The organism is Paenibacillus abyssi (genome assembly GCF_014640295.1).
In the GTDB taxonomy this organism is placed as follows: Bacteria; Bacillota; Bacilli; order Paenibacillales; family Paenibacillaceae; genus Paenibacillus_D; species Paenibacillus_D abyssi.
Genome location: NZ_BMGR01000001.1, coordinates 18,555 through 34,683, shown reverse-complemented (window position 1 = coordinate 34,683; position 16,129 = coordinate 18,555). Strand labels below are relative to the sequence as shown.

General features: G+C 48.2%; 15 protein-coding genes. 1 reads left to right on the top strand and 14 read right to left on the bottom strand.

Translation table 11 applies throughout. From position 1 onward, the window contains the following. Positions 1 to 34: 34 nt before the first annotated feature. Positions 35 to 457: a transcriptional regulator MntR gene (mntR, locus tag IEW11_RS00175; RefSeq protein ID WP_188527849.1), complete on the bottom strand. Its 423-nt coding sequence runs from the start codon at positions 455 to 457 to the stop codon at positions 35 to 37. A 170-nt stretch (positions 458 to 627) separates the two neighbouring features. On the opposite strand from mntR, the gene splB reads away from it, so the two are divergent. Beyond that, complete coding sequence (gene splB / locus IEW11_RS00170) at positions 628 to 1,695, top strand: spore photoproduct lyase (protein ID WP_188527847.1); 1,068 nt, start codon at positions 628 to 630, stop codon at positions 1,693 to 1,695. 14 nt (positions 1,696 to 1,709) lie between these two features. On the opposite strand, the gene IEW11_RS00165 is transcribed toward splB, so the two are convergent. The 13 genes from IEW11_RS00165 to glgD all read right to left on the bottom strand — a co-directional run bounded on the left by IEW11_RS00165 (position 1,710) and on the right by glgD (position 16,128). After that, entirely contained in the window at positions 1,710 to 2,417 is a 708-nt protein-coding gene (locus tag IEW11_RS00165; protein WP_188527845.1) for a cytochrome c biogenesis CcdA family protein, read from the bottom strand. A 62-nt stretch (positions 2,418 to 2,479) separates the two neighbouring features. After that, entirely contained in the window at positions 2,480 to 3,283 is an 804-nt protein-coding gene (locus tag IEW11_RS00160; protein ID WP_188527843.1) for a metal ABC transporter permease, read from the bottom strand. A 19-nt stretch (positions 3,284 to 3,302) separates the two neighbouring features. Next, the gene (locus IEW11_RS00155) at positions 3,303 to 4,109 is read right to left on the bottom strand and encodes a metal ABC transporter ATP-binding protein (RefSeq protein ID WP_188527841.1); all 807 of its coding nucleotides are present in this window, start codon (positions 4,107 to 4,109) and stop codon (positions 3,303 to 3,305) included. A 94-nt stretch (positions 4,110 to 4,203) separates the two neighbouring features. After that, complete coding sequence (locus IEW11_RS00150; RefSeq protein WP_229724892.1) at positions 4,204 to 5,379, bottom strand: metal ABC transporter solute-binding protein, Zn/Mn family; 1,176 nt, start codon at positions 5,377 to 5,379, stop codon at positions 4,204 to 4,206. A gap of 178 nt (positions 5,380 to 5,557) precedes the next feature. After that, complete coding sequence (gene metG / locus IEW11_RS00145; protein WP_188527839.1) at positions 5,558 to 7,570, bottom strand: methionine--tRNA ligase; 2,013 nt, start codon at positions 7,568 to 7,570, stop codon at positions 5,558 to 5,560. A gap of 405 nt (positions 7,571 to 7,975) precedes the next feature. Further along, positions 7,976 to 8,212 carry a membrane protein insertion efficiency factor YidD gene (yidD, locus tag IEW11_RS00140; RefSeq protein WP_188527837.1) on the bottom strand — a complete coding sequence of 79 codons (237 nt, stop codon included), beginning with the start codon at positions 8,210 to 8,212 and terminating at the stop codon, positions 7,976 to 7,978. A 20-nt stretch (positions 8,213 to 8,232) separates the two neighbouring features. After that, entirely contained in the window at positions 8,233 to 8,664 is a 432-nt protein-coding gene (locus IEW11_RS00135; RefSeq protein ID WP_188527835.1) for a Fur family transcriptional regulator, read from the bottom strand. A gap of 104 nt (positions 8,665 to 8,768) precedes the next feature. Next, positions 8,769 to 10,745, bottom strand: a complete 1,977-nt coding sequence (locus tag IEW11_RS00130; RefSeq protein WP_188527833.1) for a copper amine oxidase N-terminal domain-containing protein — start codon at positions 10,743 to 10,745, stop codon at positions 8,769 to 8,771. A 144-nt stretch (positions 10,746 to 10,889) separates the two neighbouring features. Continuing rightward, on the bottom strand, positions 10,890 to 11,108 hold the full coding sequence (locus tag IEW11_RS00125) for a hypothetical protein (RefSeq protein WP_188527831.1): 219 nt from the start codon (positions 11,106 to 11,108) through the stop codon (positions 10,890 to 10,892). A gap of 114 nt (positions 11,109 to 11,222) precedes the next feature. Further along, positions 11,223 to 11,423: a hypothetical protein gene (locus tag IEW11_RS00120; RefSeq protein ID WP_188527829.1), complete on the bottom strand. Its 201-nt coding sequence runs from the start codon at positions 11,421 to 11,423 to the stop codon at positions 11,223 to 11,225. Between the two features lie 143 nt (positions 11,424 to 11,566). Further along, positions 11,567 to 13,528, bottom strand: coding sequence for a glycoside hydrolase family 15 protein (locus IEW11_RS00115; protein ID WP_188527827.1), 1,962 nt, complete (start codon positions 13,526 to 13,528; stop codon positions 11,567 to 11,569). Continuing rightward, a complete protein-coding gene (gene glgA / locus IEW11_RS00110; protein ID WP_188527825.1) occupies positions 13,528 to 14,973 on the bottom strand; it encodes a glycogen synthase GlgA in 1,446 nt (481 codons plus the stop codon). The genes IEW11_RS00115 and glgA overlap by 1 nt, the downstream gene beginning before the upstream one ends. A 42-nt stretch (positions 14,974 to 15,015) precedes the next feature. Beyond that, positions 15,016 to 16,128 carry a glucose-1-phosphate adenylyltransferase subunit GlgD gene (gene glgD / locus IEW11_RS00105; protein WP_188527823.1) on the bottom strand — a complete coding sequence of 371 codons (1,113 nt, stop codon included), beginning with the start codon at positions 16,126 to 16,128 and terminating at the stop codon, positions 15,016 to 15,018. Position 16,129 lies beyond the last annotated feature (1 nt).

Here is a 16,129-nt window from a genome sequence, read left to right as displayed (position 1 = left end):
ACGTCTGCCGGGGGCAGACGTTTTTCCTTTGGAGCTATTCATTGTCTAGCTCAGAACGAATACGGGACAACTCTTCCGATCGTGCCGGATCCCTGTGGAAATACTCGACAAGCGTTTCGATGCAGGTAATAGAGTCCCAACTAAGATGATGTTCGATGCCCTCTACGTCACGATAAATATTCTCTTCTTGAACACCTATCGTCGTTAAAAATGTTTCCAGCAGCTGATGACGATCAACAAGCCGTTTACCCATCTTCTTCCCTTTATTGGTTAAGACAAGTCCCCTATATTTTTCGTAGATCAGATAATTATCCTTATCTAACTTCTGAATCATCTTCGTAACGGATGAGGGATGGACCTCCAGGCCTTCAGCAATATCAGAGACGCGCGCGTATCCTTTTTCATCGATGAGTTTGTAAATTCGTTCCAAGTAGTCTTCCATGCTCGGTGTCGGCATTGAAAGATCCCCCTAACCTGCTTCATTCACCATATCCATTGGCGGTACTCTATGTATCATACACTGTTCGCCACCCATACCGCAACCTGACAAACCCCAAACTTACCATGAGTGAATTTCTTCATCATGTCCAAACTAACGAAAGAATCTGATTGTTTTGGAGGTTAATGATGGGAACGACTGTTACGGACAAACCTGTAAAAGCCGCCGCGCTTTCATTTGTGCCTGAGCTTGTATACTTCGAACCGGCTGCTCTGGACTATCCAAAAGGAAAACAAATTTATGAATGGGTGCAGCGTCAAGGCATCCCTTTCCGCATGACTACTTCTCACAATCGAATAACAAATTTGCCTGGCGAAACCGAACTGGAGCAGTACAAAATCGCGAAACGCACGCTCGTTGTCGGTTTGCGCAAAACGCTCAAATTCGACACCTCTAAACCGTCTGCGGAATATGCGATTCCGATTGCTACAGGATGTATGGGACATTGCCATTATTGTTACCTGCAGACAACCCTGGGCGCTAAGCCTTATATCCGTGTTTATGTGAATATGGATGATATTTTACATGCCGCACAAGGCTACATTGACGAACGCAAACCGGAAATCACACGATTTGAGGCGGCCTGTACATCCGATCCGGTCGGATTAGAGCCAATTACCGGAAGCTTGAAGGACCTCATCGAATTTATGGCAGGCCAGGAATACGGCAGACTGCGGTTTGTCACCAAATTTCATCACGTGGATTCATTATTGGATGTGAAGCACAATGGACGCACACGTATTCGCTTTAGTGTCAACAGCAAATATGTCATCAAACACTTCGAACCATCAACATCACGTTTTGAGGACCGGATCGAGGCAGCTGGCAAGGTTGCCCGTGCAGGCTACCCTCTCGGATTCATCATTGCGCCAATCATATGGCATGAGGGCTGGCAGGAAGGGTATGCGGAATTAATCGAGTCCTTAGCCAAGACATTGCCTCCCGAAGCAGCAGGCGCCGGCTTGACCTTTGAGCTGATTCAGCACCGATTCACGAAGACGGCTAAAAACGTCATTGAAAAGCGTTATCCGCGTACAAAGCTGGAAATGGATATTGAGAAGCGGAAATACAAATGGGGGCGGTGGGGACAAGGGAAATACGTGTATCCCGATGAACAAGCAAATGCGCTCCGCATGTTTATATCGGAGCGCATTTTTGAGCATTTTCCGGAAGCCGTCATCGATTATTTTACCTGATAAACATCCTTTTGTTATCCTAACCCCGGAGGAGCAAACTGGTTGAGCCAGATTGTAATTTTTGTCATTTGATCGGTGAACAGCAGGATGCCCATGAGAATCATCAGCGCTCCCCCGACCTTCATAACCTTGTTTGAATGCTTTAAGATCCATCTTGTCGAGCCCAGGAAAAAGGCAAGGATAAAGAACGGAATCGAAAAACCAAGCGAAAAAGCTGTTGTAAGCCCAAACCATGTACCCGGCGATGATACAGCCAGAGCTAAAATCGCCGTTAGAATCGGCCCGACGCATGGGGACCAGCCTGCTGAAAATCCAATGCCAAAAATGAAAGATCCGAGAAACCCTTTCTTCCCCATCGGCATTTTGAGCTTACGTTCTTTCATTAATACTTGCGGCTGGAAAATACCAGCGAGGAATAAACCCATCAAAATAATTAAGATTGCGGATATTTGCCGGATCAAATCCTGATAATCGATGAAAAAGTCCGCAAACACATTCGTTCCGTAACCTAATGTATAGAACACAAGGGAAAAGCCCAGCAGAAAGAAAAACGTATGCGTCATCGTTCGGATCCGCACGTCTTTTGAGCGATGCTCTGCTTTTAAATCGCTAACGGAGATGCCCGTTATGTAAGATAAATAAGATGGATACAAAGGAAGACAGCAAGGTGAAATGAACGATGCGACCCCTGCTCCGAAAGCCAACCAAATATTCAAATCCATTCACGAAAGCTCCTTTGTGCTTGAGACTGCAGACTTTGATATGTCATAAGCTGCAGCTGATGTCATATTTTGAATCCGCGCTTCATCGCCAGCAGCAAAACGAGAATCAGAATTAACAACAATACAACAGATGCTCCAGGTGCCAGATTCCACACTCCGGCAGCCATCAGACCGCCGATCACAGCAAGCTCCGCAATCACAACGACCGTGATGATCGATTGCTTAAAGCTTCGCGCAATGATAAGGCTGCATGCTGCGGGTATCGTCAATAGAGCGGAAACAAGCAGCGCTCCGACAATTTTGATCGAGGCGCTAATGACAAGCGCAGTCAATACACTAATCATAATATTAAAATAGCGAACAGGCAAACCGTTGACCGCAGCGGCGTCTTCATCGAAGGTCAGAAGAAACAGTTCTTTGAAATGAAGCTTTACCATAAAAAGCACAATGACGGTTACCGCGCCGATGACGATCAGATCTGTATTATCCAGCGTATAAATACTGCCGAACAAATAACTCGTTACATTGACATTAAAGCCTTTGCCCAGCGTAAAGAGCAAAGAAGCAAGCGCTACACCGCCGGACATGATGATGGCGATCGAAAGCTCCGCATAGGTTTTGTAAGCGCGCCTGAGCTTCTCAATCGCAAAGGATGCCGCTAATGCAAATACAAGCCCCATCGCAATCGGATATACGCCGATCAAAAAACCGAGCGCAACGCCGGCGATCGAGACATGGGCCAGCGTATCGCCGATCATGGCAAGACGCCTAAGCACAAGAAACAGCCCCATTAAAGGAGCTGTAACACCGATCAGCACACCGCCGATCAGCGCTCTTTGAAAAAATTCAGTTGATAAAATGTCCAAAATAAAGCCCTACCTTCCTTTAAATCACGACCGGTGCACGTTGGTTCATCGATTGCCTGAGGCCCTTCAAGCTGTGCGTCAGATCATTCTCCACACAATTCTCCAATTCATGGGAATGCTTCACATAGAACTTCAGCTTGCCGTTCTGCTGCAGGGGCTCCTGGCCGAGGTATGAACGGACCATATCCATATCGTGCGAAACCATAAGAAATGTTATGTTATGATGCTGGTGCATATGCTTAATCATATGGAAGAAGCCTTCTTGTGTTTCCACATCGATTCCAACCGTCGGTTCGTCAAGAATAAGCAAGGCCGGGTTATTAATCAGCGCTCGAGCCAAAAATACCCGCTGCTGCTGGCCGCCGGAGAGCTGACCGATCCGTTTATTTGACAAATCTTCAATTTGCATCGCATGCATCGCGTCCTCAGCTTTCACCAAATCCGCTTTGCTGATGCGGGAAAATAATTTGCTGCGGCCGTACAGGCCGGATAATATGACCTCGCGCACAGTCACCGGAAATAAAGGGTTAAACGAATTTTTCTGCGGGACGTAGCCGATCCGCTCCCAATGCTTAAATTTCCCGATCGGCTCTCCGAACAAGGAGATCGAACCGTGCTCCGGTTTCAGCAATCCGACAATCATGCGCAGCAGCGTTGTTTTCCCCGCTCCGTTAGAACCGATCAAACCAACAAAATCCCGTTCTTTGATCGAAAAATTCAAGTCCGTAATGACCTGCTTTTGTTCATAGGAAAAAGTGATATTCTGCATGGTGATGATTTCTTGGTGACACGAGGGATTGAACTTTGATTTCGTATGCTCTGCCATGCTTGCCCTCTCCTTTCGCCCGCGAACGTTGCAACTGTTAATTGCAATTCTATGCAATTCAGTTGGCAACCAAGATTCGCAAGAAACTATCTTTCTATTGTAACGCCTTCAGCAGATTTTGCAAATTAACTTCCATAAGGGAAATAAAATCCTCGCCCGCCTGCTCCTGCTGCGGCGTCAAGCCTTCAAGCGGATTAAGCACCAGCGTGTCTACTTTCGCCTCTCTTGCCAACGTATCCGCTAAATCGCTGGACACCAATTCTTCAAAGAATATATACTGAATCCCGTTTTGTTTCACGAAATTCGCAATGTTCATCAAGTCCTGCGCCCGCGGTTCAGCATCTGGGGACAAGCCCATAATCGATACCTGATTCAAACCATAATCCCGTGTGAGGTAACCAAACGCTTGGTGAGATACAACGATATCTTTACGGGTTGTTTGAGACAATTGTTCCTCGAACTTTGCATCAAGGGCCGTGAGCTTCTCTTGTAAAACTTCAAAATTTGCGATGTAGCTTGCCTCATTGTCCGCATCCACTTCAATAAAGCTATTTTTGATATTTTCAGCCATGATGAGGGCGGATTTCGGGCTTACCCATGTATGCGGATCGATATCCAATGAATGGCCGTGGGCATCATGCCCGTGGCCGTCATCTTCTGCTTCTGCCTCGTGTGCTTGCTCATCTGCATGGCCTTCTTCATGTGCTTGCTCATCTGCATGGCCTTCTTCATGTGCTTGCTCATCTGCATGGCCTTCTTCTTCATGTGCGTGTTCATCTGCGTGGGCATCTTCTTGATGGGTTTGCTCTTCTGCAGCTTCTTCCTGATGATTGTCATCTGTTTTGCTGCCATCGATCAGCTCGATGCCATGGCTCACCTCGGAAGTGACGACTGTGCTGTCCGTGCTCAATCCTTTAAGGAAATTATCAACCCAGCCCTCAAATCCCGCTCCATTATAAAGGAACAGATCCGCCTTGGACGCATTGTCCAGATCACGGCTTTTCGGACTCCAGTCATGCGGCTCTACGCCTGCAGGAACCAGATTAACTACTTCCGCATGTTCTCCGCCGATCTCACTTGCTAAATAATACAGCGGATAAAAGGTGGTTACAACCCCGACCTTCCCATTCCCATCTTCGTTCGCGCCAGCTTCTGCTTGGCCTGTACTCTCTTGATTATTATTTCCGCATGCTGCTAATATCGTCATACAAACCAACAACACCGCTAAGGACAACCTTGACCCCATTAATTTCATGTTATTCACGCTCATATCCACTCATTCCTCTTCTTCTTATTCCAATTAGTAATCGTTACTATTACGTTAGAATTATATCGGCTCAGCCCACTGCTGTCAACCATCAATACAAAATGATAACCTTATCGTTTCCAATATTTCAAAACAAAAACCTGACGGAAAACCGTCAGGTTAAATGGTGATTCAGTTCCTATTACTTCACAATTGCGCCATTTGGCATGCTCTCAGGAACAGTGGCAAGCGTGAGCTGATCGCCGTGCGACGCAGCAAGAATCATGCCTTGCGACATCTCACCGCGAAGCTTCACCGGCTTCAGATTGGTTACACAGATCACCTTTCGGCCGACAAGCTCCTCCGGTGAATAAAATTTGGCGATTCCTGAAACAACCTGTCTGCGTTCCGTCCCCAGATCAAGCTGCAGCTTTAACAGCTTATCAGCTTTCTTAACCGGCTCAGCAAACAACACTTGGGCCACGCGAAGCTCCACTTTGGCAAATTCATCAATCGTGATTTCCGGCAATCGTTCCGACTCATCATCCGGCCCGGCTGCCCCTGCAGCCGCAGAAACCTCAGAAGCCGGCGTTGCGCCTGCTGCCTGCTGCGGCTCTGCGGCCGTAGTGCCTCCCGACATCGTAGAAGCGATAAAAGCTACCTCATCCGCCGTCTCCAAACGAGGGAAGATAGGGGCGCCTTTGCTGACGCGTATTCCGCCTGGCAGTTGACCGAATGTTTTCATGCTGTCCCATGAGGTTAGCGTTCCCTCCTGAATGCCCAGCTGCTCCCATATCGAACGCGGAGCATGGGTCAGGAACGGCTGCAGCAGGATGGATACAATGCGCAGCGATTCAGCCAGATGATACATGGCCGAGCCAAGCTCGCTCTTCCTGGCTTCGTCCTTCGCCAGTACCCACGGCTGTGTCTCATCGATATATTTATTCGTACGGCTCACAAGCTGCCAGATCGCGCTGAGCGCTACGGAGAACTCCATTTTCTCCATAGCAAGCTCAACTTGCGAGATCGTCTCGGCAGCCAGCCCACTCAGTTGACTGTCGAATGCTGTTACCTCTCCCGCAAAAGCAGGAATGACACCATCAAAATATTTATCAATCATCGCAATGGTTCGGTTCAGCAAATTTCCCAAATCATTAGCCAGGTCAAAGTTAATCCGCTCCACAAAATTTTCCGGCGTAAATGTGCCATCCGCACCGAAAGGCACTTCGCGCAGCAAATAATAACGCAGCGCATCCAGCCCGTAACGGTCGATCAATGTAACAGGATCCACTACATTGCCCTTTGATTTGGACATCTTTCCATCCTTCATCAGCAGCCACCCGTGAGCGAACACCTTCTTTGGAAGCGGCAGATCAAGCGCCATCAGCATAATCGGCCAGTAGATCGTATGAAAGCGGACAATCTCCTTCCCGACCAGATGCACGTCAGCCGGCCAAAAGCTTTGATATTTCTCATCATTCCCGCTTCCGTAGCCCAAAGCTGTAATATAATTGGACAGCGCATCGATCCACACGTAAATGACATGCTTCGGATCCCCCGGTACCTTGACACCCCAATCAAATGTCGTGCGCGAGACCGCCAAATCCTCTAATCCGGGCTTAATGAAATTGTTGATCATCTCATTTTTACGTGATTCCGGTTGAATAAAATCGGGATGCTCCTCATAATATTGCAGCAGCCGGTCCGCATACTTACTCATCCTGAAGAAGTAGCTCTCCTCCTTCACAAGCTCAACCGGACGTCCGCAATCCGGACAATTGCCATTATCCAGCTGCCGCTCCAGGAAGAACGATTCACATGGCGTACAATACCAGCCTTCATAATCCCCTTTGTAAATGTCCCCTTGGCGCAATAGCTGCTCAAAGATCTGCTCGACGATTGCCTTATGTCGGTCCTCTGTCGTGCGGATGAAATCGTCATTGGATATTTCAAGCTTAGCCCAAAGCTCTTTTATGCCCAGCACAATCTGATCGACAAATTGCTGCGGCGTCTGGCCCCGTTCTTTTGCTTTGCGCTCAATTTTTTGGCCATGCTCGTCAGTACCGGTCAAATACCAGACACGATAGCCTCGAAGCCGCTTATATCTTGCCATGGCATCTCCTGCTACAGTTGTGTATGCATGCCCGATATGCAGCTTGTCGCTTGGGTAATAAATCGGCGTTGTAATATAAAATGTTTTATCCTGCTCTGTCATTGTCATACCTCCAGCTCGATAGTTGTAAAATCATACAAAAAGACCCCCGTCCACATGGGACGAGAGTCTGCACTCACGCGTTACCACCCAATTTCCCTCCGGCCTTGCGGCTTGGAAGCTCAATCGGCCGTAATCCTTACGGCACCACCTCTATCGCCGGCAGCGCGCCTCCCCCTTACCGATGCTCCACGCTCGGGGGAAGATCCTCCAGGACCATTTTCCAAAGCGGCAACATACCGGTTCACAGCGTACCCGGCTCTCTGGAATGCGCCTTGCTTTGTACTTATCCGTTCATTGGATGTTCATATATAGCGAATCTCTTATGACAAAATATACCGGATGCGATTCATACGTGTCAAGCACAAGCATATAAAGGCTTATATGATCGAATCGTTAAGCAGATCACTATGATTGCACAGACTCTTCTTTGGCCGGTGGAACAGGATCGAAGCCGCCCGCATGAAACGGATGGCACTTGCATATCCTTTTCACCGCTAACATCGAGCCCTTAACTGAACCATGCTTCTCGAGCGCTTCCAGCGCATAGGCAGAACAGGTCGGATAAAAACGGCAGGTAGGCGGTTTTAACGGCGAGATGAACCGCCGATAAAACCGGATAGGCAGCTGCAGCGCCCTACGCATGTACACCACATCTTACGCTTTTATTCGACATTCGCTTCTTCCTGATTACAATCCTTGCAATATCCAAACACCTCAAATTTATGCTTGACCACCTTGAACTGCTCCGGCACGTTTGTCTGATCCATAGGACAGAACGTAATCGGATACGTAAGTCCGCACTGCAGGCAGATCATGTGATGATGATGATGGTGTTCACGGCAGTGCAGCTTAAACTTGACGCCTTCCTCGAACATGACCTGCTCGAGTACCCCTAACTCCTCCATAACACGCAAATTTCGGTATACGGTATCGAAGCTGAGACCGGAGTAGAATCTTCCCATATAATCATATACATCTTTTGGTGAAAGATAGCCCGGCGTATCCGAAAATAGTGTCGCTAACGTTTTTCGTTGATCCGTGATGCGCAGCCCCTGGCTCGACATCATACGGATAATTTCATCTGTTTTTAACAAGAGATACCCTCCGTATCAATCATTCTATTTCCATAATGCCCGAAAATAAACCGTTCGTCAAATACAAAGGGCAGCCCCGATTCACGGAGCTGCCCTTTGTCATTTTATTGCCGCATCTCAGGCAGCGGAAGGAACATCATCTGGATCGGCAGATTGCTTCCGGATGCCAACACGAATTGCATTTCAACCGTTTCAATGCTGTTTCCAGTGCGATAGAGAACGCCTGCCTCTGAAGAATTCCTTAAGATACTTTTATCGGTCGTATTAACCACCTTGCCGTTAATGAGGAAGGCTCCCGCATAATGGCCGCCGCGAGGGTTCAGCGCAATGAGCGTACGCGGTGCGACATCGACAGTTAATTTATATAAGACACCGAAGTTTCCGATGTTCAGCTCCCGGTATCCGGTTATCATATCCACGCCTTCTAGATACTGATCCATCATCCGGTCACCGAGCGCGATACGCTGCGGTTTCTCGCCGAGGATACCCGAGATTTCGAGTGAACGGTTGCCTCCGCTAAACGTCCCGCGCACATGTTTATTATCGCGATCCAGCGGTTTCAAACCAGGCAGTGAAGCGATCGGGTCTAATGCCTGATCAATAACCACGACTTGGAATCGGACATTCATGTCAGCGTAAACATCGCCATATGCGCTGACGACTTGGCCCGGTTTAATCGGTACCCGGCTAAGCTCCGGCATAATAATCTTGGATTCGCCTGGAAGAAGCGAAGTCCATTGCGTATCACTAGGGTTGGCCAGCGTATGCATAAACCGTGAAGCTGCCAATTTTCCGCCTGTCGATACATACGTATTCGGGCCTCCGATGCCGAATGCGTTAAGGCCTACACTGGCTGTTGTCTCATTCGTATTGGTTGCAACGACATACAGATTAAGATTTTTATTCGTAGCGTTTGCATTATGGAACAGAAAACGTATGTCGCCGCTCAACGTATCTTCGTAAGCAATGCCTTCGCCAAGCAATGTTTCGGGCGAATTGCTGTGAACTAACACGAGCTGTTCAGGAATGACGTTGTATGGAACAGGTTCCATGCGGAGGACAGATGATGCATTGATCGGGTACTTATCTCCGACCGGGGTAAAGAGCAAATTATATTCTTCTTCGGTATATAACACTTCATCGGTAACGGTAATGATCTGATTAATGATGCCCTTTCTGCCGTGACGGTCTTCAACCTCTAATTTGACATTATAATGGCCAGCTGCGAAAAATACGGGATCATTTCCCTCCCATTTCCTTTTTACAATTGCATCCTCATCATCAGTACTGGTATCCGTATACACGATCGTTTCGCCGATTCGGTATTGTGTCTTATCCGTCTTGAAGCTTGCTACGGGCGCCTGATTCGGTTCACGCACCTGAATCGTTACACTGAACGGCTCGCTCCAAGTACCGGATTCATCCATGACCTGTCTTGTAATCACATAAGTGCCGGGTTCATTGAAGTATTCCTGCTTGCCTTCCCAATGGACTTCAACAATCTTGCTGCCGCCCGCACCTGTCGACAGGTCCTCATATGTCACTCGAGTCTGTCCTGCATAAATTTCTTCCGGGACGACTTTAAAATCCGCTTTTGGCTCCGTCGTTGCGTTCCAAGTAAATGTAATTTCGGAATTGTTCAGTCTCAATCCGCTGCCGGTCAGATTCGACCAGGTCCGCATCGGAATCATCATGAAACCCTTTTGAATAAAAACCGGGCCTGGCGATTTGACGATTTCGCCATTTACCTTAATATTGGATGAGTTCGGTGTAAAGCGAATCTCCAGATCGCCGTTTCTAGCGATGGATTCTTTTGTTCTTGCTTCGTAAGACACAGTGAAGCCATACACTCTCGCAATACTTTTAAAAGGAGCATAAGATGAACCGTTTTTAAACGTTACCGGTTGAACAGCCTGTACGGATTGGCCATTATGTAACATAACACTGCTATTTTTCTTTAACACAAGCGTATCCAACGAACCTCCATTCGCTGCCGCTTGCGATGGTTTCCCGAAGGTTGGAACAGCAACTAATGAAGCGATCAATACCCATTTTATTGCGCTTACTCTCAGCAATTTCATATCCTGTCTCCTTTTTTACCGCATATCTTTCTCACATCCACACCGACGCCACAGATGATATGACGATGCGTTTGTTGGAAAAGTTGCGAGAAATTTGGAAACCGTCATGAAATCGTCACATAATAAATAACTTTTTAGCAGCCTTTATCCATTGATTCTCATGTGGACCATAAAGCTGCCCGCCATTGCTATGAATAAAGCTACCGTCAAAATGATCAGCGTGTTACGCCGTTTTTTCAGCTTTATCAGCCTCGATGAGTCTGCTCCATTCAGTTTTGCATCAAGCACCGCCCGATGGTTGAACAAAAGAACAATAAATGAAATGACGAAGAATAGATTAACAATAAACCAGATCTGCCCCACTTTTGTTTCCTCCCCAAAAATATTACCGGATTGGCGATCCGCGGACTTCTTGGCATCGCTCTACAAACTAGAAACGGTATCATCCATTCACTGGATGACACCGTTATTGTCTGCTCACATATACCAACGGTCCAGAATGATTCCGAACACTACGCCGCTTATGATCGCTCCGGCAAATGATAGCCAGCCTGCACGATACCGAAGCTGGAACATGCGAACAACACCTAAGCTCATCAGACCGAAAACCAACAAAATAAACACAACGGCCATAATGAAGAAAGCTCCGGAGACACCGCTTAAATCCACTAACGACACGATATACACTCCTCTAGATAAAGTAGTTACTTGCATTATAAGGGATAACAATAACAGTTACCAGCTGGCACCTTGGCAAATATGTGACAACAAAAAATAAGGGCCGCCCCGCCAGCCGTAAGACCAGGGACAGCCTGTTAACATTACTTCAACAGCTCGGCGTATTTTTTCGCATATTTACATACGCTCTGCACATAGGTTGCATGGGACCATGTCAATGGAGCTACAGAGAGCGGTGAGCCATCATGAGGATTAAGCTGTTCCGCCAACACACCGCTTTGCAGCGCATTTTTTACAACCCATTCCAGCGTCCGCTTGGGCTCCTCGAGATCCTCAAGCCGCTTCGCTGAGTCAATCTCAAAGTTGGCCGCCCAAAGTGTACAGATAATCCATGGATTACCAGGCACTTTGTCGATCTCCCCAGATTGCTGAAAGTAATAGTCATTTGTATAACGGGCAATGCCGCCCACTTCGGTGCGTATCGTTAAACCCTGTTTGATGGCGTTCATCGTCCGAATGACCCGGTCATCCTCAACAGGAAGGACGCCGAATTCCCAGATTCCGAACAGGCTGCTCTCAAGCGTCATATCCTTCACCCACACATTATCCTTCAGGACCAGTCCACGCGCGAACCTCCCCGCTTCTTCATCCCACAGGTGAGTGATCATCGCAGCTTTAATGCTCTGGGCGGTATTGCGGTAGTGATCGCTCCGTTCATAGTCCCCGAACAAGTCAGTGAAGTAGGCTGCCGCCATTAATCCGCCATACACGGAAGCGGCAGTATACGACCAGATACCGTAACGCTCCTCCCATAGATCATAACTTGGTTTTGGCAGTTGGAGAGACGGCTCGATATATTGGCTCAAAAAGTGTGCTGCTTTACGGATCAAATTGCTGTACAGCGACTGCGGCAGCTCAATGACCTGATGGCGGGTATAATCTTTCCATAAAGCATGCAGCACAAGTGCCGTTTCATCCTCTTGCAGCGGAATCCGTTCGCTTCCTTGGACAATGTACGGATGCCAGCTCGAACCCACCGTTCCATCCGGGTTATACTTGTGGTACAAATAACCTTCCGGCGAGAGTGTATCCGCACAGAACTGAAAAAATGGCGCGATCACGCTTTGATAACCTGCCAAAGACATCGCATCAGCAATCAATGCACCGTCGCGCGGCCACATATAACTGTAATGATCCCGATTGTATTGCAGAATATCGGTATCATTTGCTGCGAGAATGGCACCGCCTTCATCGATTTGTGTTCTCACAATAAGAAGGCTCTTTTTATACATGTCAATCACACGATCGGATAAATCGCCTTGATCCACTTCGGCGCGTTTGAGCCAATGTTTCCAATAAATCACAATTCGGCTGAGCAGCTTTTCGGGTTGGCTGTCCTGCACATATTGATTGAGCCTCTTGACTTCCTCCAAATTTTTGCCGATGGACATCCAATAGAAAAACGTCTTTTCATTGTCAGGCGTCACCTTCGCATGAAAGCTGATCGTACTGTCGACAGAGCCTTGAGAGATCGAGTTCCCCATCAGCACACCATCCTCCGCATCCCGCCAAGTACCTTCCGCGGATCCGAACCGCTTAATGCCTGTGGAATACTGGCGGATTCCGCCTTCATCGGAAAAACCGTTAAACATAAAGTAAGAAGACCGTTTATAATGAAAAAGCGTCTGGTTCTCAGGGTAAAAGGCTGCCGTATCCCCGACTTCAGTCCCGTCAATGATTAGATCCTGGTGGAAGAACAGTCTCACTTCCCGCTCAGCCGAAGCGCGGTTGCGCACCACGACACGTTTGATATAAATGCATTCACGCTGATGAATGCCATCATTCATATAAAGCTCCAAGCCAAGCCGATCATTTTTGGCAGTAATATTGGTTACGAGCGAATCATCAATATAGCCCAGTTCAAATTCCCAATCCGGCTCGTCGAGCCAAGAAAAGGTTCCATCCACCCACACCCCAAAGCGGCAGCGTTGGCCTCCAACATGATTCAATTGTCCGACATAAGGAAAATAAATATCTCTTATGTAACAGTGATTGTCAAGATTCACTAGCAATTTACCGTTTCCGACAACAAGATGACGGGCCATTATCCCCTCTCCCTTCTTTGAGATGCAAGCTCTCGATACAGTCTCATATAAGACCTTGCGGATCGATTCCAGCTGTAATCTTCTTTAGCTGCATTACCGGTGATTTGATTCCACAGCTCCTGATTCTCATATAACGTAACAGCCCTGCGAATCGTATCAAGAAGATCACCCGCATCGTAACGTGAAAAGCAAAAGCCGTTTCCTTCCCCTGTAACTTCATTGAATGGGCGTACAGTATCTTTCAAACCGCCCGTTTCACGAACAATCGGAACCGAGCGGTACTGCAATGCAATGAGCTGGCTTAATCCGCAAGGCTCGAATTGCGACGGCATAAGATACATGTCCGATCCAGCATAAATGCGCCTGGCCAAGCCATCGTCAAATCCGAAGTGCGCCGCAATGTTTAACGGATGTTTCTCCATCGCGGCGCGGAGCATGTCTTCATACCGGGTTTCGCCGGTTCCCAGCACAACAAGCTGCAGACGATCCGAGAGCAGCGGTTCCATGATTGCCTCAAGCAGATCGAGCCCTTTCTGTTCCACCAGGCGAGATACCAATCCAAGCACAGGCGTCTCCTCTGACTCAGGCAGCCCAAGCTCCCGCTGCAGCGCCAGCTTGTTCAACCTCTTCTTAGCCAGCGAATCCCGATAGGGAAAGGCGATTTCGGGGTCCTGCATCGGATCGAAGGATATCGCGTCAATGCCATTAATGATGCCCGACAGATCAGTTGCCCGTTTTCGCAGCACGCCATCCAGCTTCTCCCCGTACGCCCTCCCTTGAATCTCTTGCGCATATGTATTGCTAACGGTGGTCAGCTTGTCCGCATATAACAATGCCGCTTTCATGCAGCTGCCTCCGCCGAAAAACTCAAGCCCCTCCGGCGTAAAGAATTCCGGTCCGATTCCTAACAAATCACGCAGCACATCTTGGGAAAATACGCCCTGGTATTTCAAATTATGAATCGTGAATAACGAACGGACACCCTCCCAGGCAGGGTCATCGCGATAACGCGTTCGAAGCAGAAACGGGATCAGTCCGGTCTGCCAATCGTGACAGTGTATAATATCCGGTTTAAAATTCAGATAGGATAGCGACTCCATGACCGCCACACAGAAAAAAACAAATCGCTCCGCTTCATCCTCATAACCATACAAATAACCGCGTTTGAAATAAAACTCATTGTCGATTACATAATAATGAATGCCATCGATGACCGCCTCAAGCAGTCCGCAGTACTGCTCCCGCCAACCCAACCGGATGTTGAACGATCCTATGAGCCGGAATTGTTCTTTTTGGCAGGATGTGATTTCACCATAGAAAGGCATGATGACGCGAACATCTGCTCCAAGCGGGCCTAAGGCCTTGGGGAGCGAACCGGCGACATCCGCCAGTCCGCCCGTTTTGGCTACCGGTACGGCCTCTGAAGCAGCAAACAGTATGTTCATAACTTCCTCCCAGCTCCTTACTCCAATATCCAGCCAGTACGATTATATGACTTTGCGTTTTACGGCGATGAACGGAGAATCTGTCACGCCGCGAATATCCCGCCCGGCTTCTATCTGGACTTCCTTATCCAAGATCACATGGTCGATCGAGCTGCCTATGCCGATCTCACCATTTTGCATCACGATGCTGTTCCGGACGACAGCGCCCTTGTTTACCTTGACTCCGCGGAACAAGATGCTGTTGATAACCGTCCCCTCAATAACGCAGCCGTTCGCAATAAGGGAATTGCTGGTTTTGCCGCCTTCCAGATAACATGCCGGCGGTTCATCCTTGACCTTCGTATAGATGGGACCTGGCTCGAAGAACAGCTCGCGCCATATTTCCGGCTTCAGCAGCTGCATGCTGTTCCGGTAATAACTTGTAATCGTATTAATAATGCCGAGGTATCCGTTATATAAATAACCATTCACCTGCAACTGGTCCAGACGGGACATAATCGCATGCCGCACCAGGTGATCCTGGCCTTGTGCCAGCGACGTTTCCACCAGATCAAGCAGCAAATCCTTCTTCATGACATACATTTCCATTGATACGAGATCGCTTTGAAGCCGCCCGTAATGATCCTGCATGGCAATGACGCGCCCGTCAGGGTCAAGCTTGACCTTCCTGGCCTTACCGCTCAAATGGTCATCCTGCTTCTTGCATACAACAGTAATGTCCGCTCCCCGCGCTAAATGATCCTCCAGCACGGCGGACAGATCAATGTTGCAGATCATGTGGCTGCGGGCGATGACGACGTAATCCGCTTGGCTTCGCATAAAATAATCCCTATGCTGAAAGAAATGATACAAATCGCCTTTACGCAAATCGCTCATATCATCTGCAATCGGAGGCAGGATAAACAGCCCGCTTTGCCTATTATGAAGATCCCAGTGGCGCCCGGAACCTACATGGTCCATCAACGAACGGTATTTGGTATGCGCAAATACAGCAACCTTGGAAATCCCCGAATTCACCATGCTTGAGAGTGTAAAATCGATCAGCCGGTATCTTGCGCCAAAGGGAACGGTAGCCAAACACCGTCCAGCAGTGAGCGCTTCAAGCTCATCCGGCTCATGAATCAAATTGATGACGCCCATTAGCTGCTTGTTCACG

Coding starts and splice junctions, on each gene's coding strand:
- mntR (WP_188527849.1), bottom strand. CDS start 457: ATGCCGACACCGAGCATGGAAGACTACTTGGAACGAATTTACAAACTC.
- splB (WP_188527847.1), top strand. CDS start 628: ATGGGAACGACTGTTACGGACAAACCTGTAAAAGCCGCCGCGCTTTCA.
- IEW11_RS00165 (WP_188527845.1), bottom strand. CDS start 2,417: ATGGATTTGAATATTTGGTTGGCTTTCGGAGCAGGGGTCGCATCGTTC.
- IEW11_RS00155 (WP_188527841.1), bottom strand. CDS start 4,109: ATGGCAGAGCATACGAAATCAAAGTTCAATCCCTCGTGTCACCAAGAA.
- IEW11_RS00150 (WP_229724892.1), bottom strand. CDS start 5,379: ATGAGCGTGAATAACATGAAATTAATGGGGTCAAGGTTGTCCTTAGCG.
- metG (WP_188527839.1), bottom strand. CDS start 7,570: ATGACAGAGCAGGATAAAACATTTTATATTACAACGCCGATTTATTAC.
- yidD (WP_188527837.1), bottom strand. CDS start 8,212: ATGCGTAGGGCGCTGCAGCTGCCTATCCGGTTTTATCGGCGGTTCATC.
- IEW11_RS00130 (WP_188527833.1), bottom strand. CDS start 10,745: ATGAAATTGCTGAGAGTAAGCGCAATAAAATGGGTATTGATCGCTTCA.
- IEW11_RS00115 (WP_188527827.1), bottom strand. CDS start 13,528: ATGGCCCGTCATCTTGTTGTCGGAAACGGTAAATTGCTAGTGAATCTT.
- glgA (WP_188527825.1), bottom strand. CDS start 14,973: ATGAACATACTGTTTGCTGCTTCAGAGGCCGTACCGGTAGCCAAAACG.